The sequence below is a fragment of the Lentzea fradiae genome, assembly GCF_900100955.1.
GTDB classification, from domain to species: domain Bacteria; phylum Actinomycetota; class Actinomycetes; order Mycobacteriales; family Pseudonocardiaceae; genus Lentzea; species Lentzea fradiae.
In genome coordinates this window covers 22,017-45,068 of sequence record NZ_FNCC01000025.1, presented here as the reverse complement: position 1 = coordinate 45,068, position 23,052 = coordinate 22,017, and the positions used below count along the sequence as shown (strand labels likewise).

The following is a 23,052-nucleotide window of genomic DNA, read 5'->3' as shown; positions in this document are numbered from 1 at the left end:
GGAGCGCGACATGAACGTTGGGAGATATGGTGGCGCGCGGAGGGGCGCGATGATCAGGGTTCTGCTCGCGGAGGACATGCACATGGTGCGCGGTGCTCTCATCGCGCTGCTCAACCTCGAACCGGACATCGAGGTCGTGGCCGAGGTCAGCTCGGGGGACAAGATCGTGCCGGTGGCGCGGCAGCACGGCCCGGACGTCTGCGTGATCGACATCGACCTGCCGATCCTCGACGGGCTGAGCGCCGCGACGACGATCCGCGAGACGATGCCGCAGGTCAGGACGTTGATGCTGACGTCGCTCGGCAGGCCGGGAACGCTGCGCAGGGCGCTGGCCGCGCGGGTGGACGGCTTCCTGCTCAAGGACGCGCCGCCGTCGGAGCTGGCCGACGCGATCCGCCGGGTCGCCGCCGGGGAGCGCGTGGTGGACAGCCAGCTGGCCCTGGCCGCGTGGGACCGCGGCGAGTGCCCGCTGACCGACCGCGAGCTGGAGGTCCTGCGCCTGGCCGCGAACGGCTCCGACGCGCCCGACATCGCTGTCGCCCTGTCGCTGTCGGTCGGCACCGTCCGCAACTACATGACGACGATCATGACGAAGCTGAACGGCCGCAACCGGGTGGACGCCATCCGCATCGCCGAGGAAGCCGGCTGGCTCTGACGCGGACGGCGTCCTCGGCGATGCGGAGGACGCCCTCACCCCAGTGGTGTGGCTCGCGACGTGGGCGGCGTGATCCACGCTCAGCAGGACGCCTCGCGGCACCGCCCCCACGCCCCCGTACAACCAGTACGAAGACGTGGGGGCGGCGCCACGATCCGCCCGTCTGAACGCGAATTCCACCGGCAACGTCGCGAGCCACACCACTAGGCGGCCTTCTTCTGCTGGCTGGTGCGCAGGTCGAAGCCGGGCTGGGCGACGACGTCGGGGGTCAGCGCCGTGCCGCTCTCCAGGATCCGGCGCCCCATCAGGAAGTCGATCGGGCGGTTGTACGCCTCGATCCCGATGAGCCGCTCGTCCTTGAAGCAGAACACCGAGAACCTGCCCTCGGCCGGGTCGCCCACGGTGACCGTGCGGTCGTGGCCGTTGGTGAGGCCCGCGGTCTGCAGCTTCACGTCGTACTGGTCGCTCCAGAACCACGGCAGGGCGGTGTAGGGCTCCGCGCCGCCCATGATGGCCGCGGCGACCGCGGTGGCCTGGTCGGTGGCGTTCTGCACCGACTCCAGGCGGATCAGGCCGCCCGCGTGGGTGCTCGCGAACCGCGCGCAGTCGCCGACCGCGTGGATGCGCGGGTCGGTGGTGCGCAGGTGGGCGTCCACGACGATGCCGTCGTCGACCGCGAGCCCCGCCCGCTGGGCGATCTCGGTGTTGGGGACGACGCCGATGCCCGCGACCACGAGGTCGGCGACGAGCACCGTCCCGTCGGTCAGCTCGACCAGGCCCTCCCTGACCGCGGCGACGCCCGTCCCGGTGAGGATCTGGACGCCTTCGCTGCGGTGGCGGCCGACGAGGTGCTGCGCCGTCTCCGCCGACACCGCCCGCTGCATCACCTGGGACTGCGCCTCGACGACGGTCACCTCGTGGCGCAGCTTGCGGACCACGGCGGCGAACTCGAGCCCGATGAACCCGCCGCCGATGACGACGACGTCGAGCCCGATCTGCCCGTCGAGCCGTTCGCGGATCGCGTCCGCGTCGGCCACCGTGCGCAGGTTCAGCACGTGCTCGGCGCCGGGGATCGGCAACGGCCGCGGCCGGGCGCCGGTCGCGAACACCAGGTGGTCGTAGGGGATCGTGCGGGCACAGCCCAGCACCGCGACCCGTGCCTGCCGGTCGACCCCGATCACCCGCTCGCCGCGCACGAGCTTGATGCCGTGGTCGTCGTAGTACGAGTCCTGCCGCAGCACCAGCCCGGCGAGGTCGGTCTCCCCCGCCAGGTAGCCCTTGGTGAGCGGGGGCCGCTGGTACGGCGCCGCCTGCTCGTCACCGACGAGGGTGATCGGGCCGCGGTGCCCCTGTTCGCGCAGGGCCACCGCGACCTGGCTGCCGGCCTGTCCGGCCCCGACGACGACTACCGACTCGCCGCGCATGTCAGTAGTTGCCCAGCCCGCCGCAGACGTTGAGCGCCTGCGCGGTGATCGAGGACGCGGTGTCCGTGGTCAGGTAAGTCACGAGACCGGCGACCTCTTCCGGCGTGCTGTACCGGCCCAGCGGGATCTTGGCGTTGAACTTCTCCAGGACCTCTTCTTCCGTGACGCCCCAGTGGTTCGCGTACCCCTGGCGCACCCGGCCCGCCATCGGCGTCTCGACGTAGCCGGGGCACACCGCGTTGACGGTGATGCCGGACTTCGCGAGCTCGATGCCGACGGCCTTGGTGAAGCCGACGACGCCGTGCTTGGACGCCGAGTAAGGCGCGGCGAACACGACGCCCTGCTTGCCGCCGGTGGAGGCGATGTTGATGATGCGGCCCCAGCTCTGCTCCACCATCTTGCCGGTGCTCAGCACCTCTTTGGTGAAGCGGAAGACGCCGTTGAGGTTGGTGTCGATGACGTCGAGCCAGAGGTTCTCGTCCAGCTCGGCGGTGATGCCACCGCCACCCCTGCCCGCGTTGTTGACGAGGATCTCGATCGGCCCGAAGACGTCGACCGCCTTCTGCACGGCCTGCTTGATGTCCTCTGTGGACGTCACGTCCGTCGCCGCGCCGTCGGCCTCGTAGCCCTCTTCACGGAGCTGCTTCACCGTCGTCTGGACGTTCTCGGCGTTGCGGGCCACGACGAAGACCGCGTGTCCCTCCTTGCCGAGGCTGCGTGCGACCTCGAGACCGATACCACTGGTGGCGCCCGTGACCAGGGCGACCCGTCGCTGACTCATCTTGTTCTCTCCTCGGAGTTGCTTCTCGGGTCAGAGCTGCTTCTCGGGCATGTGCACGATGAGCCCGTCCTGCTCCTCGGTCACCGGGATCTGGCAGCTCAGCCGGCTGTTCTCCTTGCGCTCGCAGGCCGTGAAGTAGAGCAGCTCGTCCTCGACCTGGTGCATCTGCGACAGCGGCTTGGTGTTCTCGGGGTCGACGTAGACGTGGCACGTGCCGCACGAAGCCCCGCCGCCGCACTGGGCGACGATTCCCTTGATGCCGTTGAGAACCGCGCCGCGCATCACGGTGTCGTCCTGGGCAACGTCGACAACGGTCTCTACCCCGTCGTGCGCTACGTAAGTGATCTTTGGCATGGCAGTTCTCCCACGGATCTGCGGCTCGCCGGACGTCGTTCACCTTGGGGGGCGGCGCTTTGCACGTGGTGGAGACCACCTTGAGCTTCCTGCGCACGGCAAGGGGTCCAGACGCATTCGAGCCCGGGTTGCGACGCTGCGGTGTCGGCGCACACCCACACGCGGAGGTTCCACCGTGCCCCTCAAGGAGTTCTACGACCAGCAGGTGAACTGGTCACCGCCGTTCGAGGACGGCCTTGAACGCGCGACGGTCGTCGTGCCACGCGACTACTCCGACCCGGACGGCCCCAAGCTGACCATCGCGCTCGCCCGCCTCAAGGCGACGGACCCCGCCAAGCGGCGCGGTGTCCTGCTCGCCGTCAACGGCGGTCCCGGTGGCGACGGCGGCGACGGTCTCGGACTGGTCAAGCGGCTCGGCGCGCGCGTCAGGACCGCCTACGACCTCATCGGGTTCGACCCGCGCGGGTACGGGGAGTCGACCAAGCTCTACAGCGAGGTCACGATCCCCAAGGCGCCGTTCGACTCGCGGCCGCCGGACTCGCTGTTCGAGCAGCTGGCCGAGGACATGCGGCTGCGCGAGCTCGGCTGCCAGAAGGCCGGCGGCGAGCTGCGCCCGCACATCACCACGCGCAACACCGCGCGGGACATGGACGTCATCCGCGGTGTGCTCGGCGAGGAGAAGATCTCGTTCGTCGGGTACGCGTACGGCACGTACGTCGGTGCCGTGTACGGGACGATGTTCCCGGAGAACCTCGACCGCACCGTGCTCGACTCGTGCATCAATCCACAGTGGACGTGGCGCGAGCAGTTCGTCACGCAGGCGGAGGCGGTCTACCGCAACGTCGAGCTGTGGGCGAAGTGGACGGCCGACCGGAACGGGCACTTCCACCTCGGCACGACCGCGGACGACGTCATCGCCGAGATCGAGAAGGTCGTCGCGAAGCTCGATGACCAGGAGCAGGTCCACCTGCGGACGTTGCTCGACGGCGCGGTCGGCACGCGGGCGACGGACCGGGCCCAGTGGGACTCGCTCGGCTACCTGATCGGCGACCTCGGCACGGCGCTCGACGACGGCAACCTCGACAAGGCCCGCACGCTGATCGTCGGGCAGGGCACGTGGCGGCCGCAGGACCAGGAGGGCGACCTGCGCGTCGGCGTGCTGGAGGCCATCACGCTGGAGACCTACTGGCCGCAGGACCTGGAGGTCTACTACGCCGACGTCCGCCGGCACCGGGCGAAGCACCCGTACGGCTACGGCGTTCTCCGCGCCCAGCCGTGGGTAGGCGCGTTCCGGACGTTCGAGAGCCTCGAACCGCCGACGAAGCTCGCGCAGCCCGGGTATCCCAAGGGACTCGTCGTGCAGGCCGACGGCGACCCGATGGACCGCTACGAAGGTGGCGTGGTGCTGGCCGAGCTGCTCGGGCACCCGCTCGTCGTCATCGAGGACTCCGGTGACCACGAGGTGTACGGGCTGGCGGGCAACGAGGTCCTCGACGCGCTCGTCGACGACTACCTGGTCGACGGCGTCCTCCCCGAGCAGGACCGCGTCACGGTCCCCGGTCACGTCCAGCGCCCGGACATCCCGAAGGACTGAACCACCGAAAGCCTTGCGCACCAACGAGAAGAGGCCCCGCTCGCATCGAGCGGGGCCTCTTCTCGTCGCGGACCTCAGTCCTCCGCGGGCAGGTCCCAGGTGACCGGCAGCTCCCAGAGGCCGTAGATCACGGCGCCCTCCTTGCGCGGGATCTCCAGGAACGGCTTCGCCAGGCGCAGCGACGGGATGCGCTGGAACAGCGTCGTCCACACCAGCTGCATCTCCAGGCGCGCGAGGTCGGCACCGATGCAGTGGTGCAGGCCGTGGCCGAACCCGAGGTGCTTGCGGGTGCCGCGCTCCAGGATCAGCTTCTCCGGCTCCGGGAAGATCTCCGGGTCGCGGTTGCCGTTCAGGCCCAGGCACAGGATGCCGTCGCCCGCCTTGATGGTCTTGCCCGCGATCTCGATGTCCTCCAGCGCGACGCGCGGGATGGCGGTGTCACCGATGGTCGCGAGGCGCACCAGCTCCTCGACGGCCGGCTCGATCATGCCCTCGGGGTCGTCGAGCAGCAGCTTGAGCTGGTCGGGGTTCTCCAGCAGGGCGGCGGTGCCGAGCGACAGCATCGAGGCCGTGGTCTCGTGGCCGCCGTTCATCAGCAGGCGGATCATGTTGAACAGGTCGCGGCGCGTGTACTCCTCGCCGGACGCGGCGTACTCCGCCATCGCGCGGCTGAGCAGGTCCTCGCCGGGCTCCTTCTCCTTCAACGTGATCAGCTTGTCGACGTAGGCGTTCACCTCGACGATCGCGGCCTGGCGCTGCTCCGGCGTCGAGTGGCCGCCGAGCAGGCAGGTGCCGTGCTCGATGAAGAAGTCGTGCTCGTCCTGCGGGATGCCGAGCAGCTCGCAGATGACCGTCATCGGGACCGCGAGCGAGAACTCGCGGTGGAAGTCGATCGGCGGCGTCATCGTCAGGATCTTGTCGATGTACTCGTCGACGATCTCCTGGATGCGTCCGCGCAGCCGCTTCACCTGGCGGTTGGTGAACGTCACCGCCGCCTTGCGCCGGGTCTTGGTGTGCTCCGGGTTGTCGTAGCCGATGAACGACGTCTCGGTGCGGAACTCCGGCGGCGCGATGAAGTAGAACGGGAAGTTCGCGTGCTTGCGCGACGCGCTGATCCGCGGGTCCGTCAGGATCTGCTTGATCGTGTGGTAGCCGCTGATCGTCCAGATCCGCAGACCGGACCCGGTCAGCGTCACCTCGACGACGTCCTCCTCTGCCATCTGCGTGTACTGGGCGGGCGGCGTGAACGGGCAGGTGCGCTTGTACGGGAACGTGTCCACACCCGGCTCGGCGGTGCTGGTCATCTGGGTCTTCCTCCTAGTCGAGAAGTTGGCTCACGCCAGGTCAGCGCCGCCATCGAGCGTGATGATCTGACCGGTCACCCACGAGCTCGCGGGCTCGGCGAAGCGGGTGATCCACGGGACGACGTCGTCGACCTCGCCGGTGCGCCCCAGCGGCGTCCGCGACGCCTGGAAGCCGAAGTAGCCCTCGACCTCCTCGGGGCTCAGCCCGTTGGACGCGTAGACCTCCGTGCGCACCGCGGCGGGTGCGACGGCGTTGACGCGGATTCCCCGCGGTGCCAGCTCCATCGCCCAGCTGCGCACGAGGCTGTCCACCGCGGCCTTGCTGGCCGCGTACACACCGCCGTTCGGGACGGCGATGTGGCCCGCGTTGCTGGAGACGAACACGATGCTGCCGCCGGGCGAAGTCATCTTCGGCAGCAGCGCGGCGGTCAGCACCAGCGGGCCGACCAGGTTGGTCTCCAGCACGTCGCGGGCCGTGCCGAGGTCGAAGGCGGCGACCGGGGTGAAGCGGAAGATGCCGGCGTTGTGCACCAGCACGTCGACCCTGCCGCCACCCAGTTTCACGGCGTCGGCCACCTTCTCCGCGCCCTCCGCGGTCGTCACGTCGGCGACGACGGCGGTGATCGCGGGGTGCAGCGCGACGACCTCGGTGAGCCGGTTCTCCCGGCGGCCGGTGATGATCACGTTCGACGCGCCGAGGTCGGCGAACGCCAGCGCCGCCGCGCGGCCGATGCCGGTTCCCCCACCCGTCACGACGACCTGCTGTCCGGCAAATGGTGCGTCCGACATGACGCCTCCAGCTTCTCTCCACTCGGTTAGGCAGTCGGTCCCCACCCTGCTCGGTGACCCTTGAGTCCAGGTCTAGGTCGGGCGGAAACCATCGGAGGCATGGGAACCCTGGCGGTGGGAAGGTGGCGCGCACGGGTCGGCAGGCCCGGCGGCGCCACGGTGAGCGAGCTCGAGTTCGCCCGTGACGGCTCCGCGTTGCTCGTCGTGGGTGGAAGGGGATCCGGCACGTGGACGCCGACCGGTCCCGACACGTTCAGCTATCGGATCCTCGAGGAGCTGGTGGGAACTCCTGGCACGATCGAGATCGCCCAGGAGGCCGTGCTGCGCGGCGACGAGTTCGTCAGCAGCGGGAACGCGGTGGTGCGCCTGGCGAACGGCACGACGGCGCGCGAGGCCGCGATCAGCATCGTCGCGCAGCGGCTGGGCTGAGACACCTCGAAGGGGGCGCCGGAGGCGCCCCCTTCTCCACCGTGCGCGCGTCAGGAGAACTTGACCGTCACGTTGCCGGTGTAGGCACCGGTCAGCAGTGACAGCAACGCCTGCGGCGCCGCCTTGACCCCGCCCTCGACGATCGTGTGCGGGAAGACGAACTTGCCCTCCTGCAGCCACTGTCCGAAGTGGACCACCCAGTTCTGGATCTGCTCCGGCAGGTGGTAGCAGGCGAACGGGCGGATCTCCAGGTGCTTCGTGATGGCCGTCATCAGGTCGAACCGCGGGTGCTCCGCCGCCCCCGTCTGGCTCGACAGCGCGCCGCACAACGCGAACCGGGCGTGCGGGCGGGCCGCCTGCAACGCGGCCTCGAACTGCTCGCCGCCCACGTTGTCGAAGAACACGCTGATGCCGTCCGGGGCGAGCTCGCGCAGCCGGTCGGCCACCGGGCCGTCCTTGTAGTTGAACGCGGCGTCGAACCCGAGCTCGTTCACCAGCCAGTCGACCTTGGCCTGGCTGCCGGCCGAGCCGATCACCTTGGCACCGCGGGCCTTCGCGATCTGACCGGCGAGCGACCCGACGCCACCGGCGGCACCGGTGACGAACACGACGTCGCCCTCACCGGCCTGCGCGATGGTCGCCATGCCGTAGTAGGCCGTCGGTCCCTGCGACAGGAAGTAGACCGGCGACGGCACGTACTGCGGGTTCTGCTTGATGAACTGCTGCGCGGGTCCCGACCAGTACTCCTGCCACGGCCCGAACGACTGCACCAGGTCGCCGACGGCCAGGTCGGGACTGTTCGACTTGACCACGGTGCCGACGCCACCGGCACCGGCGGGCTCGCCGACTTTCCACGGCGGCACGCCGGGGATCGGGCAGTCGGACCTCATGAAGTCCTTGAAGGCGGCGGCCACCGACACGTAGTCGACGCGCACCAACACCTCGCCGTCACCGGGTTCCGGGACGGCCACCTCGACGACGTCGAAGTGCTCGAGGGTCAGGTCGTCCTCGACGTGCTTGGCGAGCCTGACCTCCCACTGCTTCTCGGGGATGCTCATGGCTCTCCTTCTCTAGCCCCAGGTGACGGGGAACGTGACGAGTGAGTGGTTGATCTCGCCCTGGTGCCACCGCAGGTCCTCGTACGGCACGGCGAGCCGCAGGTCGGGGAAGCGGCGGGTCAGGCCCTCGATGGCGATCGCCATCTCCATGCGCCCCAGCTGCTTGCCGAGGCAGTAGTGCACGCCGTGCCCGAACGCGATGTGCGGGTTGTGCGCGCGGTCGATGTCGAGCGCGTCGGCGTTCTCGAAGACGTCGGAGTCGCGGTTGGCCGACGACAGCACGAAGAACACGGCGTCGCCCTTGGCGATCTTCCGCCCGCCGAGCTCCATGTCCTCGGCCGCGATGCGGTGGAAGCCGGTGGTGTCGGTGGCGAAGAGGTTGACGTGCCGCAGCAGCTCCTCGACGGCCGCGGGGATCAGCGCCGGGTCGGCGACGAGCCGCTTCCACGTGTCCGGGTGGTCGTGCAGCAGCGCGAGCACCGAGTTGGAGATCTGGTTCGCGGCGGTGTCGAAGCCGGCGCCGATGAGGGTGAACGCGAACGTCACCAGCTCCTGCTCGCTCAGCTTGTCGTCGTTGTCGCGCGCGGAGATCAGGTCGGACAGCATGTCCTGGCCGGGGTTCGCGCGCTTCTGGGCGATCAGGCCCATCACGTACCCGGCGAGCCGCCCGAACGCCCGCATCGGCGCCTCGGGGTCGTTCTCGTCGAACGTGGCGAACGCCCGCGCGTCCTGCTCGAAGATCTTCAGGTCCTCGGTCGGCACGCCGAGCAGGTCACCGATGATCGTGAGCGGCAACGGCACGCACAACGCCTCGACGAGGTTCACCGGCCCGCCCGCGGCCTCGACGGCGTCCAGCAGCTCGTCGCAGACCTTCTGCACGCCCGCGCGCATCGCCTCGACCTTGCGGACGGTGAACGCGCCCATCACCAGCTTGCGCAGCCGGGAGTGCTCGGAGCCGTCCAGCGAGATGATCATCTCGGGCGTCGTGGTCATCGCGCCACCGACCGTGGGGGCGCCCTCGGCGCACGTCAGGGCGCGGCTCAGCCGCGGGTCCGCGAGACCGCTGCGGACGTCCTCGTACTTCGTGACCACCCACGTCGGCGTGCCCGAACTGGTCGGCACCTTCGCGACCGGGCACTCGGCGCGCAGCGTCGCGTACTTCGGGTCCGGGCCGCGGTAGGAGGAGCCGGTGAACGGGAACTCCTCGTCCAGTCCAAGGGGCAGCACGGGACACCTCCGGGTGCGGGGATCTGCTCTGGACGGGAACGGTGCCCCGCGCACCTCGAAAGCCGCTCGAAACCTGGATGTCGACCGGAAGTCGAGGCCCCGTCCCTACCTTCGCGCCATGGACACTGCACTCGTGCCGTTCCGGGTCGAGGTTCCCGACTCCGAACTGGCGGACCTCAAGCGGCGGCTGGCAGCGACCAGGTGGCCGGACGCGGAGACCGTGGACGACTGGTCGCAGGGCATGCCGCTGGCTTATGCGAAGGACCTGGCCGCGTACTGGGCAGACGTCTACGACTGGCGCGCCACCGAGGCGCGGCTCAACGCGGTCCCGCAGTTCAAGACCGAGATCGACGGCGTCGGCATCCACTTCCTGCACGCGCGCTCCCCGCACGCGGACGCCCGCCCGTTGCTGCTGACGCACGGCTGGCCCGGGTCGGTCGCCGAGTTCCTCGACGTGATCGAGCCGCTGACGAACCCGCCGGACCCGGCCGACGCGTTCCACGTCGTCGCGCCCTCGTTGCCCGGCTACGGGTTCAGCGACAAGCCGACCGGAACCGGCTGGACGCTGGAGCGGATCGCGCAGGCGTTCGTCACGCTGATGGGCCGCGTGGGCTACGACAAGTTCTACGCGCACGGCAACGACTGGGGCTCGTTCATCACCGGCATCCTCGGCCACATCGCGCCGGAGCACGTCGAGGCGATCCACCTCGTCATGCCGTTCGCGTCCGCGCCGGAGGGCGAGGTGCAACTGTCCCAACAGGACTACCAGGGTCTCGGCGCGCTGAAGGAGTTCGCGGCCAAGGAGTCCGCGTACGCGGCGGTGCAGTCGACCAAGCCCCAGTCGCTCGCCTACGGCCTCACCGACTCGCCGATCGGCCAGCTCGGCTGGGCCGGTGAGAAGTACTGGTCCTGGAGCGACCACGACGGCGACGCGGAGAAGGTCATCCCGCGGGACCGCATCCTCGACATGGTCTCGGTGTGCTGGTTCACCGCCACCGCCGCGTCGTCGGCCCGCCTGTACTGGGAGAGCTACAACAAGTCGCCGCTGACGCAGGTCGGCGTGCCGACGGGCTTCTCGGTGTTCCCGGCCGACGCGCGGATGCCCAAGCCGTGGGCCGAGCACCGGTTCACCGACCTGCGCTACTGGCGGGAGATGCCGTCCGGAGGCCACTTCCCGGCGCTGGAGAACCCGGCGGTGCTCGTCGAGGAGCTGCGGGCGTTCTTCCGGCTGGTGCGCTGATGACGGCCACGATCGGCAAGCCGGCCACCCGGCTCGGGATGGTGCTGGCCGTCTGCTGCCTGGCGCAGTTCATGAACGTGCTCGACGCGTCGGTCATGAACGTGGCGCTGCCCTCGATCTTCGAGGAGCTCCGGTTCGAGCGGCACGACCTGCAGTGGGTCAACAGCGCCTACACGATCGCGGTGTGCGGCTTCCTGCTGCTGGGCGGGCGGCTCGCCGACCTCTTCGGGCAACGCCGCGTGTTCCTGTTCGGCGCGGCCCTGTTCACCGTCGCGAGCGCCGTCGGCGGCATGGCGACCTCGCCCGGCACGCTGATCGCCGCCCGCGGCTTCCAGGGCCTCGGCGCGGCGGTCATGGCACCGGCGTCGCTCACCGTCCTCGGCACCACGTTCACCGACCCCGGTGCCCGCGCGAAGGCGTTCGGCTACTGGAGCGCGGTGTCCGGGTCCGCGGGCGCGGTCGGCGTGCTGCTCGGCGGCGTCGTCACCGAGTCGCTCGGCTGGCGCTGGGTGCTGCTGATCAACGTGCCGCTCGGCATCGCGCTCGTGGCCATGATCCGCGGCGCCGTGCCGGAGACGCAGAGCTTCGGCGGCCGCAAGGGACTCGACGTGCCGGGCGCGATCACCGTGACGATCGGCCTGATGGCGCTGGTCTACGGCATCGCGCAGTCGCACGAGCTGGGCTGGGCCCACTGGCAGGTCAGCGGGTCGCTGGTGCTCGCCGTCGTGCTGTTCGCGCTGTTCCTGCACCAGCAGACCGTCTCGGCCCACCCGCTGATGCCGCTCGGCATCTTCCGCAACCGCGCGGTGACCGCCGCGAACGTCGTGGCGTTCTTCGCGATCGCCGCGCTGTTCAGCACCTTCTACTTCCTCACCCTGGTGTTGCAGCAGGTGATGGGCTTCAGCCCGTTGCAGACCGGCCTCGGCTACCTGCCGCTGTCGATCGGCATCGCGCTCGGCGGGTTCGGCGTGGCGCGGCTCGTGCCGAAGATCGGTCCGCGTCCCGTGCTGATCGGCGGCCTGCTTTCAGCCACCGCCGGGCTGTTCTGGCTGTCCACAGCGGACGAGACGTCGACGTTCACCGGCTCGATCCTCGTGCCGTCGATGTTGCTGGGTCTGGGAATGGGCGCGGTGCTGAACGCGACGACGAACGCCGCCACGTCCGGGGTGCCGCGCGAACAGGCGGGTCTCGCGTCCGGTCTGCTCAACACGATCCGGCAGATGGGCAGCGCGATCGGCCTGGTCGTCCTCGCGACCATGTCGTCGGCCCGGGCGGACTCGCTGCTCGCCGACGGCCAGCCGTTGCAGCACTCGCTCGGCTCCGGCTACGGGCTCGCGTTGTTCGGCGCCGGCGTCTTCACCTTCTGCGGCGCGCTGGCGGCACTCGCCGTGCCGCGCAAGAAGTAACCCGTACGAAGAGGAGCGGCCCCGGTGCGCACCGGGGCCGCTCCTCTTTGCACGTTCAGAAACCTTTGCCGTGCAGGTCGACCGGCAGCGCGGCCAGCCGGTGGTTCATGTCGGTGGGGTGCCACTCCAGGTCCTCCTCCGCGACCGCGAGCCGCGCGGCCGGGAAGCGCCGGGTCAGCTCCTCGACCGCGGTGGTCAGCTCGATGCGGGCGAGCGGGGCGCCGAGGCAGCGGTGGATGCCGTACCCGAACGCGATGTGCGCGTTGTCGCGCCGCCCGAAGTCGAGCGTGTCGGGGTCGGGGAACACCGTCTCGTCGCGGTTCGCCGAGGTCGTCGACACGAACACCGCGTCACCCTTGGGAATCGTGACGCCGAACAGCGTCACGTCCTCCAGCGCGATCCGCGGCAGGCCGGTGGTGTCGTTGGTGGACAACGAGATCCAGCGCAGCAGCTCCTCCACGGCCGCGGGCACCTCCTCGGGGTGCTCCCCGAGCCGCAGCCACGTGTCGCGGTGGTGCCCGAGCAGGGTGAGGACCGAGCTGGCCAGGTGGCACGCCGTCGAGTCGCCGCCGGCGCCGAGCAGCGTGTACCCGAGGCCGATCAGCTCGCCCGGCTCCAGCCGGTCGTCGCCGACCCGCGCCCTGGTCAGCGCGGACAGCACGTCGTCGCCGGGCTCCGCCATCTTCGCGAACACCAGCGCCGCCATGTACTCGCCGAGCCGCTCCCCGGCCGCGGCGGCGACCTCGGGGGCGTCCACGGCGGCGAACTCCCTGATCAGGCGGGCGAACGTGTCCCGCTCGGCGGCGGGCACCCCGAGCAGGTCGCTGATCGCGATGATCGCCAGCGGGAACGTGAAGCGGCCCAGCAGGTCGACGGGTCCCTCCAGCGCCTCCTCGCCTGCCCTGTCCAGCAACTCTCCCACCAGCCGCTCGATTCCCGGTCGCATGGACTCGATCAGGTCGGCCGAGAACGCCTGTGAGGCGAGGTCGCGCAGCCGGGTGTGCGCGGGCGGGTCGAGCGAGATGATCATCCCGGGTGGTGCCTGGAACAGACCGGGGAACGTCGGCGCGGACGGCTCGTAGGACGCCGCGCGGGAGAACCGGACGTCGTCGAGCACCACGCGGACCGAGTCCTGGGTCGTCGCGACCCAGCAGTGGCCGCCGCCCGCCGCGGGCAGGCGCACGACCGGGCTCGACGCGCGGAACCGGGCGTACTCCGGTGCCGGACCCGCGTAGCCGGATCCGGGTACGGGAAAGGAAACCACCGTGCGCTCCTCACGCTCGTGGGGTGTTTCCGCACGGTAAGGGCGGTGGCCTGAAGCCCGGTCTAGTGCCGTTCGAGTGACCACGTGGACGCTGAGCGTGATCAGCCATCAGGCGAAAACCCCAGTTCGGGAGATCCACCATGACCATCCTCGTCACCGGGGCGCGCGGCAACGTCGGCCGTCGCGTGCTCCAGCGGCTCTACGCGGCGGGTCACAGCCTCCGCGCTTCCGGCAGGAACCCGGCGGAGCTCGACGTCCCCGAAGGTGTGGAGACCGTCGCCCTCGACCTCAACGACCCGGAGACCTTCGTCGCGGCCCTCGCCGGTGTCTCCAGGGTCCTGCTCTACGCGGAGCCGGACGGGATCGTGCCGTTCCTGGACGAGGCCGACAAGGCCGGCGTCGAGCGGATCGTCCTGCTGTCCTCCAACACCGTCGGCCTGCCCGGCGCCGACGAGGACCCGCTGGCCCACCACCACAAGGTCGTCGAGGACGCCGTGGTGGCCTCCGGCCTCACCCACACGATCCTGCGACCCGGCGCCTTCATGAGCAACGCGTTCGGCTGGAGCCACTCGCTGCAGGCGGGCGACACCATCGACCAGGTCTTCCCCGAGGCCCAGGTGGCGCCGGTGCACGAGGACGACATCGCCGACGTGGCGGTCGTCGCGCTCACCGAGAAGAGGCTGGAGGACGAGGTCGTCGACCTCACCGGCCCCGAGTCGCTCACGTTCCGGCGCGAGCTGGAGATCGTCGGCGAGGTGCTCGGCCGCGACCTCGTCATCAACGGCCTGACCCGTGAGGAGGGCGAGGCTCAGATGAGCAACTTCGTGCCTCCTCCCGTGCTCACCTCGTTGCTCAACCAGTGGGAGGCCGCCGTCGGCGTCGTCGCCGACACCAGCGCCACCGCCGAACGCATCACCGGCAAGCCGGCCCGCACGTTCCGCCAGTGGGTGGAGGAGCACGCCTCGTTCCTCGCGTGACCGCACTGCCGGTGCCGGACGGAGCGGCGGCCCGTCTGGCACCGACAGTGCCCTCACCCCCTGGTCAGCGTGAAGGACACGGTCGACGTGCCCAGGTCCGTGCCGTCGGCGAGGAAGAACGTCGACGGGCCGGCGCTGGTGACGCTGTTCGGTCCACTTTGGACGGCGTCCTGGTCGAAGTCGACGTAGGCGAAGTAGGCGCCGTTCTCGTCGTAGATCTTCTCGCCGCGGAACCGGAAGTGGAACTTGTTGGTCCCGGTCGGCCACCAAGAGCCCTTCGTGGTCGTGTTCTGCTCGTTGGTGATGAACACGCTTCCGTTGGCCTTGAAGGACAACGTCGTCGGGTGGTCGCCGTCGGTGCGGGTCACGTGGCCCGTCCAGTTCCCGACCGGCGTGCACGTCGTCGCACCGGCGGTCCCGGCCAGCGCGAGCAGCGCCACCGCCGTCACGGCTCCCAGCCGGACGGGAAAGGTCGGTCGTTTCGAGGTGAACGTCTTCATCTGCACAGCTCCATGCTCCGGTTGCGGGCGACGACGCGCGCAACCGTGGAGGACCTCCCCGGAGAACGGCCGCAGAACGGCTCGAACGCGCGGCTGTCCGCTCCGGCACGAGCCCATCTCGACCCGCGTATCCCACAGTTTTCTTTACTCAGAGGGCTGACAGGGAGGACGCCGTGACCGATCGGGAGACAGAGCTCTGCGCGCTGTTCGGGGAGGTGCTCGGGGTGCCGGGGATCGAGCCCGACGACCACTTCTTCGACCTGGGGGGCCATTCGCTGCTGGCGTCGAAGCTCGTCAAGCAGGTCCACGAGCGGTACGGCGTCCGCGTCCCGTTGCGCAGCTTCTACGAGGACCCGACGGCGCGCGCCGTCGCCAGACAGCTGGACCAGGCAGCCTAGGAGTTCGAGATGCGGTGGAATGACCTGTACATCGCCGGTGTGGGCACATATCTGCCCGAGCAGGTCGAGACGGTGGACGACGCCATCGCGGCCGGCCGGTACACGGAAGAGAAGAAGGCCATGAACGGCTACCGGGAGCTGCGCGTCGCCGCCCCCGGTGAGACCGGCCCCGTCATGGCGGTGAAGGCGGGCGTCCAGGCGGTGGAGCGGTCCGGCCTGAACCCGCTCGACTTCGGCCTGACCGTGCACGCCTCCCTGTCGCACCAGGGGCTCGACCTGTGGACCCCGGCGAGCTACGTGCAGGCCGGCACCGTCGGCGGCTCCGGTCCCGCGTTCGAGGTCAAGCAGGGCTGCAACGGTTTCATGGCCGCGGTGGACCTGGCGGCCTCCTACCTCTCGGCGCACCGCGACTCGACCGCCGCACTGGTGACCGCGGGCGACGCGTTCCACCTGCCGTACTTCGACCGGTGGGCGTCGGAGGAGCAGAACGTCAACGGCGACGGTGCCGGCGCGTTCGTGCTGTCCAACCGCTCGGGCTTCGCCCGCGTCCGCTCGATCCACTCGCACTCCGACTCGACGCTGGAGCAGATGTCGCGCGGCTACGCGGAGTGGACCACCGGACCGTTCGCGGACGGCAGGACCCTGCAGCTCAACAGCGGCGTCGAGGACTTCCTGCGCAACGGTGACGTCGACCTCGACGACATGATCGCGCGCATCGGCGGCGGCGTGCGGCACTCGCTCAAGATGGCGCTCTACGAGGCGGACGTCGAGCTCCAGGACGCCCGGTTCTTCCTACACCAGCAGCTCGCCGAGACCATCGTGACGCACGGCATCTGCGGTCTCCTGGGGGTCGACCGCGCTTCCACGACCTACGACTGGGCCAAGCAGTACAGCATGGTCGGCACCGCGGACCTCGCGATCGGCCTCGACCACGTGCTCGCCGACCGCGACCCGAAGCCGGGTGACCTGGTCGTCCTGCAGTCCTCCGGCGCGGGCTACGTCTGGACCGCCGCGGTGATCGAGATCCTCGAAGTGCCGTCCTGGGTCTGAGCACTTCCAGAAGTGCTGTCCGTAACGCCTCACCCCGTTCGCAACTCCCTTTCGTGTTTCCCGCCGGGTACGCGGGGGCCCTACGTTCCGTCCAGTCGAACGCGGGGACCCCGCGTCCTATAGCCACGTCACGCACGGGCATTGGTATCGCCCGGCTGGGTGACACGCGGGAGAGAGCGCGCGACGGTCGGCAGCGGAACAGAGCCGCTGGTGAGACGCTCGGAGAAGCGAAAGAGGCGGGCCCGCGGGGCCCGCCTCTTTCCGCTGCCTCACACGTAGAGCGACTTCGAGCTCCAGTCCGGTTCCGGCAGCGCCTTGCGGTCGGTCTTGCCGTTGCCGGTGATCGGCAGCTCGTCCACCACGACGAACCCGGCCGGCACCATGTGCTCCGGCGTCGTCGCGCGCATGTGCGCCCGCAGCGCCCGCTTGTCCAGCTCCTCGCCCGCTTTCACGACCCACGCGACGAGCCGCCGGTCACCGCTCGGGTGCGTGCGGACGCCGACCGCCGCCGCCCGCACCTGCGGGTGCTCGGTCAGCGCGTTCTCGACCTCGCCCGGCTCGATGCGGAAACCGCGCAGCTTGAACTGGTCGTCCATCCGGCCCAGGAACTCGACGACCCCGTCCGCGCGGCGACGTGCCTGGTCGCCGGTGCGGTAGTAGCGCGCGCCGTCCCAGCCGCCGCGGACGAACTTCTCCTCGGTGAGGTCGGGCCGCTTCCAGTAGCCGCGCGACACCTGGGCGCCGCCGATCCACAGCTCCCCCGCCGTCCCGGCCGGGACCGGCTTGCCCTCCGCGTCGACGACCACGACCTCGACGTTCTGCAGCGGCGACCCGATCGGGATGGTGCCGGAGAGCTCCTCGCCGGCGCCGATGCGGTGGCAGGTCGCGAACGTGGTGGTCTCGGTCGGGCCGTAGCCGTTGACGATCTGCAGCTCCGGCACGGCCTCCCGCAACGCCCGCACGTGCGGCACCGACAACACGTCACCTCCGGCGAGTACGGTGTGCAGGCCCTTGAACGCGCTGACGTCGACGTCGATCTGCCGGTGGAACAACGCCGCGGTGAGCCACAGGACGCTGATGTCGTTGGCGCGCAACAGGTCGCCGAGCTCCTCCGCCTGCACGACGCCGGGCGGGGCGAGCACCAGGCTGGCGCCGTTGAGCAGCGCGCCCCAGATCTCGAACGTGGCCGCGTCGAACGCGACGGGCGCGAGCTGGAGGATCCGGTCCTGGGCGGTGACGGCGACGTAGTTCGGCGCGGTGACCAGGTTCGTGATGTTGCGGTGCTCCACCATCACGGACTTCGGCCTGCCGGTCGAACCCGACGTGTACATCAGGTAGGCGAGGTCCTCCCCCGTCACCTGCGGGAGGTCCACAGTGGAACGTCCGGTCGGCGGCGGCACCTTCAGCGTCGTGTACCCGGCGAGGAACTGGCCGACGACCACGGACACCTCGGCGTCGGTGAGCATCATCGAGACGCGCGACTCCGGGTCCTCCCGGTCGATCGGCACGTAGGCCGCCCCTGCCTTGAGCACCGCGAGCAGCGCCACGACCAGCTGCGGTGAGCGGTCGAGGCACACCGCCACCCGGTCGCCGGGACGCACGCCCGCGGCCACGAGCTCGCCCGCGAACTCGTCGGACCACCGGTCCAGCCCGGCGTAGCTCACCGAGCCCTGGTCAGCGGAGAGCGCCACCGCGTCGGGCGTCCTGGCCGCCCGGCAGCGGAACGCGTCGGTCACCGATGCAGACATGCCCAGCTCCTCTCATTTCGCCCATCCTCCGCAACCCGCCTCGAAGTCCCCTCGGGTCACAACTGGCGCTACAGGGGTGTTTGAGCTGCTCGAACAACACTCAGCGCGTCCGCTGCCCACCTGTACCGGAGGCGCATCCCCATGAACGTCCGCAAGAAGGCACTGGCCGCCGTGGCCGCCGCCGCGCTGGCACTCCCCGTCGTCGCCGCCGCTGGTGCCACCGCCAAACCGAACTACGAGAACGCGCTCGTCGGCCGCTGGGACCTCACGGTGACCATCCACATCGAGGAGCCGCCGCTGCTCACGCCGCTGTTCTGCGACTTCACCGCCGACTACCAGCTGCACTGCGAAACGAAGCCGGGCTACCCGGACCAGCTGGAGGGCCGGGGCGTCTGGACCGCGCAGAAGGACGGCCAGTTCAGCTTCTGGATCACCCACCACTCGCACCGCGACGAGAACGGCAACCCGGTCGGCTCGATCAACGCGAGCCACCTCGGCAAGATCAGCCCGAACAAGAAGAAGTTCAGCACCAAGGCGCACACCTACATCGACTTCAGCGACGGCAGCCCGTGGGTGGGCCCCGTCGACGTCGAGGGCGCCGCGTTCCGCATCTGAGGCGGCACGCCCCCGGAAGGCCCCTCGCGAGCGCGAGGGGCCTTCTCGCGCACCCGGGACACGCACCGAGGCCCCAGGCTGATCGCCTGGGGCCTCGGGGTTTCCAGCGGATGACGACTACGCCTTCGCAGGCTCCTCAGCGTCCCCCGCGGCGTCCTCGGCGGGAGCGCCCCACTCCTCCTGCTTCAGCCAGCGAGGCAGGAAGGAGGCCAGCAGCAGCGCCAGCGCGGCGAAGCCGAAGCCGACGTACAGCGTGGTGCGGAACGCGTCCGTGAAGGAGCTGCCCGCGGCCTCGTGCGAGTACTTCTCGGCGAGGGCCTTGGCCTGCGGGTCGTTCTGCACCGCGGCGCACGCGGCCGCCCCGGTCTCCGGGGTGCCGGCGAACGAGCTCACCGAGCAGGTGCTGAACGCGCCGGCCAGCTCGTCGGCACGGGCGTCGGCGACACCGGCCGCCACCAGCTCCTGGCGGAACTGCGGCGTCAGCGACTCCACGTTGCTCGCGCCGTGGGAGGCCAGCGGCGCGAAGAACGCGAGCGTCACGACCGAGATGCCGACCGCGAAACCGAGCTGCTGCTTGGTGTTGATCAGGCCCGACGCCGCACCCGCGTCCTGGTGCGGCACCTCCTGCAGTGCGAACAGCGCGATCGGGGTGGCCGTCATGCCGAAGCCGAGACCGATGAGCAGCAGGCCGGGCACGAGGCCCCAGCTGGTGATGTCCGGGCTGACCGAGAACAGCAGCACGGCGACACCGACGGCGATCACGACGGCGCCGACCTGCAGCACCGCGCGGCCGAACTTCGGCACCAGTGCGACGACCGAGGCCGACGCGGTGATGAAGGCGCCGATGCAGAACGCGAGCAGGGTGACACCGGTGCGCAGCGGCGAGAAGCCCAGGCCCTCCTGCAGGTACAGGTACAGGGCCAGCATGAACATGCCGGTGAAGGAGAACATGCCGAGCATCAGCGCGAGGGCCGCGGAGAAGCTGCGGGACTTGAACAGGCTGAGCGGGACCAGCGGCATGCCGTCACGGCGCTGCTTGGCGCGCTCGTAGGCGACGAAGCCGATGAAGCCCAGCACCGAGGCGGCCATCAGCACGAAGCCCCACGCCGGCCAGTGCAGCTCGCGGCCGAAGGTCAGCGGGAACAGCAGGGCCGTGAGGCTGACGGTCGCGAGGGCGACGCCGATGAGGTCGAGGCGGATGCGCGACGGGGCCTTGGACTCGTTGATGTACTTCCAGCCCAGCGTGTAGCCGATCAGGCCGATCGGGACGTTGACCAGGAAGATGGTCCGCCAGTCCCACCCGAAGACGTTCCACGCGACCAGCAGGCCGCCGACGAGCGGGGCGATCGTGGCGGCGAGACCGCCGATGGTGCCCTGGACCGCGAAGACGACGCCCTTCTCCTTGTCGGGGAAGGTGACGTGGATGATCGACATGACCTGCGGGACCATCAGGCCGGCCGCGAGGCCCTGGGCGAGACGGGAGATGACGAGCATCTCCGGGTTGACCGCGATGCCGCACAGGAACGACGTGACGACGAAGCCGAGCACGCCGAGCTGGAACATGCGGCGGCGGCCGTAGATGTCGCCGAGCCGCCCGCCGGTGATCAGCGTGAGGGCGAACGCGAAGACGTAGCCTGCGGTGATCCACTGCAGCTGCACGAAGCTCGCGCCCATGCCGTGCTGGATCGCGGGGAGCGCGACGTTGACGATGCTGCCGTCCAGCATGTCCATGAACGTCGCGACGGTCATGATGATGAACGCGATCCAGCGGCGCGGGTCCGCCGCGGGCGCGTCAACGACCTGAGCCGCCTGCGCAGCGGCAGTCGCCGGTGGCGACTCCAGGTCGGGGTTGGTGTTGGTGGAGGTCACGATTTCTCCTCAAATGACTTGCCTGACAAAGCGACTGCCGGTCGAGCCCCCAGGGTGGTCCCCTCCGCTTGAGTCCCGGTCAGGCCGCGGCGGAGCGTGACGGGCACGCCGAAGGCCCTGGTGCCGGGAGGGAGGACACCAGGGCCTTGCTGTTGCGGGTCAGCCGTACAGCGACGCCGGATAGGTGCGCACGGCCGCGGTCTCGTACCGCAGCGCGATGTGGCTGGAGCTGCTCACCACGTCACGCCAGAACCGTTGCAGCGCACCGCCTTCCGCGAGCCCGCTGGTACCGGCGGCCCGCACCAGGCCGCCGGCCGCGTCGACCAGGACCTCGGCCGCGTAGACGACGTTGCGCTCGTTGCGCGCCATCGCGGCCGGGGTGAACTCGCGGTCGTCGAGCACCCCGGCGTTCTGCTCCACGAGCAGCCTCGCCGACTCGACCTGGGCGGACGCGCGGACCAGGTCGACCGCGGACGTCACGGACTGCTTCTTCCCCGACAGCACCGAGACGCAGGCGTCGAGCGCTCCCATCCCCGCGCCGACGGCCGGAGCGGCGAACGTGAGGCCGCCGACCGCCTGGAAGGGGACGTTGTGGCTCGCCACCGGTGACCAGCTGGTCCCGGTGACCATGTCCGCGCGGGTGAACGTCAGGTGGGCGGGCACGAAGACGTCGTCCACGACCACCGAATGGCTGCTCGTGGCCTTCATGCCGACGCTGTCCCAAGTCTCCAGCACGGTGAAGTCCCTGCGCGGCAACGCGAAGAAGCGGGCCTCGTCGCCGACGGTGCCGCACAGCAGCGCCCAGTCGGCGAAGTCGACGCCGCTGACGTAGGCCCACCGGCCGTTGACCCGGTAGCCGCCGTCGACCGCGGTGCCCTTGCCCATGGGCGGCAACGCCGTCACGACGAACGTGTCGGGGCCGTGCTCCCAGAGCACGTCGTGGCCCGCCTCCGGCAGCAGGCCCGCGAACCGGGCGGAGTAGGCGGCCAGCGACGCGCACCACGCGGTGGAGGCGCAGCCCTGGCCCGCCAGCAGGACCGCCTCGGTCAGCTCGGCGAAGGTCCCCTCCGAGCCGCCGCGCGCGGCCGCGACGAAGTGCCGCGCGAACCCGGCCTCGCGCAGTGTCTCCACGACCTCGGGGGCGAGCTTGCGGGTGGCGTCGGCCCGTGCCGCGTGCTCGGCGGCGACCAGCTTCACCTTCTCCGCCGCGGTAGCCAGCCCGACGTTTCGTTCAGTCACCTCGTCACCTCCCGGCGAACGTGCTCACGCAGCCTGAACGGGCAGGTCGCGGTGGATGGTGCGGGACTTCGTGTAGAGCTTGCCCTCGATCCGGACGAGCACGTCCTCGATGGAGAAGGTCGGCTCGAAGCTCACGACGCCCTCGGCGGTCGTGCGCGTGACGAGCGAGGCGTAGCTGACGTTCAGCGTGTTCTCGTCGACCTCGTCGATCAGGTAGTGGTCGTTCCAGTGGCGCACGGCGACGCCCTTGTACCGCGGCAGCGCGGCGCTGGCGCCGGCGACCAGGGCGGCACGGCCCTCGACCTTCTCGCCGCGGTGGGCGTGGTCGGTGACCCCGTCCTCGGTGAACGTCTGGGCGTAGCCCTCCACGTCCAACGCGTCGAGCAGCCGCATCTGCTGGGCGTAGAACGTCTGGACCTCGATGTGGACCGCAACATTGACAGGGGACACGACAACTCCTCGGTCTGCCGGTTTCGCTAGCCGCCAATGTGGGCGCGGGCGCTGGACATCCGGTCGAGCCGTCCTGGTTCGACCGCGCTTCCAGGTGAGGTCGAGACGCGCCCGGCACGGTCTGAGGCGACATCACCCCCCAATCACACGCGAGGAGGGCCCCATGGCCTCAACTCCCGATGTCGCCAAGTCGGTGACGGTCGAGGCGACGATCGAGCAGGCGTTCGCGATCTTCGCGGAACGGCCGATCGAGTGGTGGCCGGAGTCGCACGTGTTCGTGAAGGACCGGCAGGCCATCACGATCGAGCCGTTCGTCGGCGGGCGCTACTTCGAGCGCGGCGCCGACGGCGAGGAGATCGCCTGGGGCACGATCACCGAGTGGGAGCCGCCGAAGCGCCTCGTCATGACGTGGCGGGTCGGCCCCTACTGGCAGCCGATCTTCGAGGACGAGCACGCGTCGTTCATCAAGGTGGACTTCGAGGCGGTCGGCCCCACGACGACGAAGGTCACGCTGACCCACGCGGACCTGCACCGCCACGGCGAGATCGCCGAGGGCATCCACAAGGCGCTCGACGGCCCGTCGCCCGGCGAGACGCTGGAGAAGTACGCCGCCGTGGTGGACAGGCACATCCCCAAGGCCGCCTGACACCCCGGCCCGCAACGGAAAACGGCCGCTCCGGA

The 23,052-nt window shown here is 70.1% G+C and carries 23 protein-coding genes; 10 read left to right on the top strand and 13 right to left on the bottom strand.

Annotated elements, in window-relative coordinates:
• The first annotated feature begins 49 nt into the window (after positions 1-49).
• A complete protein-coding gene (locus BLT23_RS38035) occupies positions 50-655 on the top strand; it encodes a response regulator transcription factor (RefSeq protein ID WP_090059901.1) in 606 nt (201 codons plus the stop codon).
• 203 nt (positions 656-858) lie between these two features.
• Here the strand turns inward: BLT23_RS38035 and BLT23_RS38030 are convergent, their stop codons facing one another.
• The 3 genes from BLT23_RS38030 to BLT23_RS38020 are packed head-to-tail and all read right to left on the bottom strand — an operon-like array spanning position 859 to position 3,214.
• Positions 859-2,079: an NAD(P)/FAD-dependent oxidoreductase gene (locus tag BLT23_RS38030; RefSeq protein ID WP_090059900.1), complete on the bottom strand. Its 1,221-nt coding sequence runs from the start codon at positions 2,077-2,079 to the stop codon at positions 859-861.
• 1 nt (position 2,080) lies between these two features.
• A complete protein-coding gene (locus BLT23_RS38025; protein WP_090059898.1) occupies positions 2,081-2,860 on the bottom strand; it encodes an SDR family NAD(P)-dependent oxidoreductase in 780 nt (259 codons plus the stop codon).
• A gap of 30 nt (positions 2,861-2,890) precedes the next feature.
• The gene (locus BLT23_RS38020) at positions 2,891-3,214 is read right to left on the bottom strand and encodes a 2Fe-2S iron-sulfur cluster-binding protein (RefSeq protein WP_090059896.1); all 324 of its coding nucleotides are present in this window, start codon (positions 3,212-3,214) and stop codon (positions 2,891-2,893) included.
• Between the two features lie 175 nt (positions 3,215-3,389).
• Between BLT23_RS38020 and BLT23_RS38015 the strand changes: the two genes are divergently transcribed.
• Complete coding sequence (locus tag BLT23_RS38015; RefSeq protein WP_176947135.1) at positions 3,390-4,808, top strand: alpha/beta fold hydrolase; 1,419 nt, start codon at positions 3,390-3,392, stop codon at positions 4,806-4,808.
• A gap of 74 nt (positions 4,809-4,882) precedes the next feature.
• On the opposite strand, the gene BLT23_RS38010 is transcribed toward BLT23_RS38015, so the two are convergent.
• Both BLT23_RS38010 and BLT23_RS38005 read right to left on the bottom strand, forming a co-directional pair.
• The gene (locus BLT23_RS38010; protein WP_090059893.1) at positions 4,883-6,112 is read right to left on the bottom strand and encodes a cytochrome P450; all 1,230 of its coding nucleotides are present in this window, start codon (positions 6,110-6,112) and stop codon (positions 4,883-4,885) included.
• A 30-nt stretch (positions 6,113-6,142) separates the two neighbouring features.
• Positions 6,143-6,901 (bottom strand): SDR family NAD(P)-dependent oxidoreductase, encoded by a 759-nt coding sequence (locus tag BLT23_RS38005; protein ID WP_090059891.1) that lies wholly within the window; start codon positions 6,899-6,901, stop codon positions 6,143-6,145.
• 99 nt (positions 6,902-7,000) lie between these two features.
• On the opposite strand from BLT23_RS38005, the gene BLT23_RS38000 reads away from it, so the two are divergent.
• Positions 7,001-7,330, top strand: a complete 330-nt coding sequence (locus tag BLT23_RS38000) for a hypothetical protein (protein ID WP_090059889.1) — start codon at positions 7,001-7,003, stop codon at positions 7,328-7,330.
• Positions 7,331-7,380: 50 nt separating this feature from the next.
• Here the strand turns inward: BLT23_RS38000 and BLT23_RS37995 are convergent, their stop codons facing one another.
• On the bottom strand, positions 7,381-8,388 hold the full coding sequence (locus BLT23_RS37995) for an MDR family NADP-dependent oxidoreductase (RefSeq protein WP_090059887.1): 1,008 nt from the start codon (positions 8,386-8,388) through the stop codon (positions 7,381-7,383).
• A 12-nt stretch (positions 8,389-8,400) separates the two neighbouring features.
• Positions 8,401-9,615, bottom strand: a complete 1,215-nt coding sequence (locus BLT23_RS37990) for a cytochrome P450 (protein WP_090059885.1) — start codon at positions 9,613-9,615, stop codon at positions 8,401-8,403.
• A 118-nt stretch (positions 9,616-9,733) separates the two neighbouring features.
• Here BLT23_RS37990 and BLT23_RS37985 point away from each other — a divergent pair, with 118 nt between their 5' ends.
• Positions 9,734-10,855 carry an epoxide hydrolase family protein gene (locus BLT23_RS37985; protein WP_090059883.1) on the top strand — a complete coding sequence of 374 codons (1,122 nt, stop codon included), beginning with the start codon at positions 9,734-9,736 and terminating at the stop codon, positions 10,853-10,855.
• The gene (locus tag BLT23_RS37980; RefSeq protein WP_090059881.1) at positions 10,855-12,261 is read left to right on the top strand and encodes an MFS transporter; all 1,407 of its coding nucleotides are present in this window, start codon (positions 10,855-10,857) and stop codon (positions 12,259-12,261) included. Before BLT23_RS37985 ends, BLT23_RS37980 begins: the two co-directional genes overlap by 1 nt.
• A 55-nt stretch (positions 12,262-12,316) precedes the next feature.
• Here the strand turns inward: BLT23_RS37980 and BLT23_RS37975 are convergent, their stop codons facing one another.
• Positions 12,317-13,525: a cytochrome P450 gene (locus BLT23_RS37975; protein ID WP_143036189.1), complete on the bottom strand. Its 1,209-nt coding sequence runs from the start codon at positions 13,523-13,525 to the stop codon at positions 12,317-12,319.
• Between the two features lie 140 nt (positions 13,526-13,665).
• Here BLT23_RS37975 and BLT23_RS37970 point away from each other — a divergent pair, with 140 nt between their 5' ends.
• The gene (locus tag BLT23_RS37970) at positions 13,666-14,502 is read left to right on the top strand and encodes an NAD(P)H-binding protein (protein WP_090059877.1); all 837 of its coding nucleotides are present in this window, start codon (positions 13,666-13,668) and stop codon (positions 14,500-14,502) included.
• A 53-nt stretch (positions 14,503-14,555) separates the two neighbouring features.
• Here BLT23_RS37970 and BLT23_RS37965 read toward each other — a convergent pair whose 3' ends face one another.
• Positions 14,556-15,002, bottom strand: coding sequence for a hypothetical protein (locus BLT23_RS37965; RefSeq protein WP_090059875.1), 447 nt, complete (start codon positions 15,000-15,002; stop codon positions 14,556-14,558).
• 173 nt (positions 15,003-15,175) lie between these two features.
• Between BLT23_RS37965 and BLT23_RS37960 the strand changes: the two genes are divergently transcribed.
• On the top strand, positions 15,176-15,400 hold the full coding sequence (locus BLT23_RS37960; protein ID WP_090059873.1) for an acyl carrier protein: 225 nt from the start codon (positions 15,176-15,178) through the stop codon (positions 15,398-15,400).
• 9 nt (positions 15,401-15,409) lie between these two features.
• The gene (locus BLT23_RS37955) at positions 15,410-16,450 is read left to right on the top strand and encodes a ketoacyl-ACP synthase III family protein (protein WP_090059871.1); all 1,041 of its coding nucleotides are present in this window, start codon (positions 15,410-15,412) and stop codon (positions 16,448-16,450) included.
• Positions 16,451-16,719: 269 nt separating this feature from the next.
• Here BLT23_RS37955 and BLT23_RS37950 read toward each other — a convergent pair whose 3' ends face one another.
• Positions 16,720-18,198 (bottom strand): amino acid adenylation domain-containing protein, encoded by a 1,479-nt coding sequence (locus BLT23_RS37950; RefSeq protein WP_090059869.1) that lies wholly within the window; start codon positions 18,196-18,198, stop codon positions 16,720-16,722.
• Positions 18,199-18,339: 141 nt separating this feature from the next.
• Here BLT23_RS37950 and BLT23_RS37945 point away from each other — a divergent pair, with 141 nt between their 5' ends.
• Positions 18,340-18,813: a hypothetical protein gene (locus BLT23_RS37945; RefSeq protein ID WP_090059867.1), complete on the top strand. Its 474-nt coding sequence runs from the start codon at positions 18,340-18,342 to the stop codon at positions 18,811-18,813.
• A 117-nt stretch (positions 18,814-18,930) separates the two neighbouring features.
• Here BLT23_RS37945 and BLT23_RS37940 read toward each other — a convergent pair whose 3' ends face one another.
• From BLT23_RS37940 to BLT23_RS37930, 3 genes are all read right to left on the bottom strand, one after another.
• Complete coding sequence (locus BLT23_RS37940; protein WP_090059865.1) at positions 18,931-20,682, bottom strand: DHA2 family efflux MFS transporter permease subunit; 1,752 nt, start codon at positions 20,680-20,682, stop codon at positions 18,931-18,933.
• A gap of 159 nt (positions 20,683-20,841) precedes the next feature.
• Positions 20,842-21,921 carry an acyl-CoA dehydrogenase family protein gene (locus BLT23_RS37935; RefSeq protein ID WP_090059863.1) on the bottom strand — a complete coding sequence of 360 codons (1,080 nt, stop codon included), beginning with the start codon at positions 21,919-21,921 and terminating at the stop codon, positions 20,842-20,844.
• A gap of 24 nt (positions 21,922-21,945) precedes the next feature.
• The gene (locus BLT23_RS37930; RefSeq protein WP_218134004.1) at positions 21,946-22,371 is read right to left on the bottom strand and encodes a nuclear transport factor 2 family protein; all 426 of its coding nucleotides are present in this window, start codon (positions 22,369-22,371) and stop codon (positions 21,946-21,948) included.
• A gap of 163 nt (positions 22,372-22,534) precedes the next feature.
• On the opposite strand from BLT23_RS37930, the gene BLT23_RS37925 reads away from it, so the two are divergent.
• On the top strand, positions 22,535-23,017 hold the full coding sequence (locus BLT23_RS37925; protein WP_176947134.1) for an SRPBCC domain-containing protein: 483 nt from the start codon (positions 22,535-22,537) through the stop codon (positions 23,015-23,017).
• Positions 23,018-23,052 lie beyond the last annotated feature (35 nt).

Excerpts from the sequence above, each read along its gene's own strand:
- BLT23_RS37965 (WP_090059875.1), bottom strand. The coding sequence starts at position 15,002 with ATGAAGACGTTCACCTCGAAACGACCGACCTTTCCCGTCCGGCTGGGA.
- BLT23_RS38030 (WP_090059900.1), bottom strand. The coding sequence starts at position 2,079 with ATGCGCGGCGAGTCGGTAGTCGTCGTCGGGGCCGGACAGGCCGGCAGC.
- BLT23_RS37995 (WP_090059887.1), bottom strand. The coding sequence starts at position 8,388 with ATGAGCATCCCCGAGAAGCAGTGGGAGGTCAGGCTCGCCAAGCACGTC.
- BLT23_RS37945 (WP_090059867.1), top strand. The coding sequence starts at position 18,340 with ATGAACGTCCGCAAGAAGGCACTGGCCGCCGTGGCCGCCGCCGCGCTG.
- BLT23_RS38010 (WP_090059893.1), bottom strand. The coding sequence starts at position 6,112 with ATGACCAGCACCGCCGAGCCGGGTGTGGACACGTTCCCGTACAAGCGC.
- BLT23_RS38000 (WP_090059889.1), top strand. The coding sequence starts at position 7,001 with ATGGGAACCCTGGCGGTGGGAAGGTGGCGCGCACGGGTCGGCAGGCCC.
- BLT23_RS37985 (WP_090059883.1), top strand. The coding sequence starts at position 9,734 with ATGGACACTGCACTCGTGCCGTTCCGGGTCGAGGTTCCCGACTCCGAA.
- BLT23_RS38020 (WP_090059896.1), bottom strand. The coding sequence starts at position 3,214 with ATGCCAAAGATCACTTACGTAGCGCACGACGGGGTAGAGACCGTTGTC.
- BLT23_RS38025 (WP_090059898.1), bottom strand. The coding sequence starts at position 2,860 with ATGAGTCAGCGACGGGTCGCCCTGGTCACGGGCGCCACCAGTGGTATC.
- BLT23_RS37980 (WP_090059881.1), top strand. The coding sequence starts at position 10,855 with ATGACGGCCACGATCGGCAAGCCGGCCACCCGGCTCGGGATGGTGCTG.
- BLT23_RS37955 (WP_090059871.1), top strand. The coding sequence starts at position 15,410 with ATGCGGTGGAATGACCTGTACATCGCCGGTGTGGGCACATATCTGCCC.
- BLT23_RS38035 (WP_090059901.1), top strand. The coding sequence starts at position 50 with ATGATCAGGGTTCTGCTCGCGGAGGACATGCACATGGTGCGCGGTGCT.
- BLT23_RS37925 (WP_176947134.1), top strand. The coding sequence starts at position 22,535 with ATGGCCTCAACTCCCGATGTCGCCAAGTCGGTGACGGTCGAGGCGACG.
- BLT23_RS38005 (WP_090059891.1), bottom strand. The coding sequence starts at position 6,901 with ATGTCGGACGCACCATTTGCCGGACAGCAGGTCGTCGTGACGGGTGGG.
- BLT23_RS37970 (WP_090059877.1), top strand. The coding sequence starts at position 13,666 with ATGACCATCCTCGTCACCGGGGCGCGCGGCAACGTCGGCCGTCGCGTG.
- BLT23_RS37950 (WP_090059869.1), bottom strand. The coding sequence starts at position 18,198 with ATGTCTGCATCGGTGACCGACGCGTTCCGCTGCCGGGCGGCCAGGACG.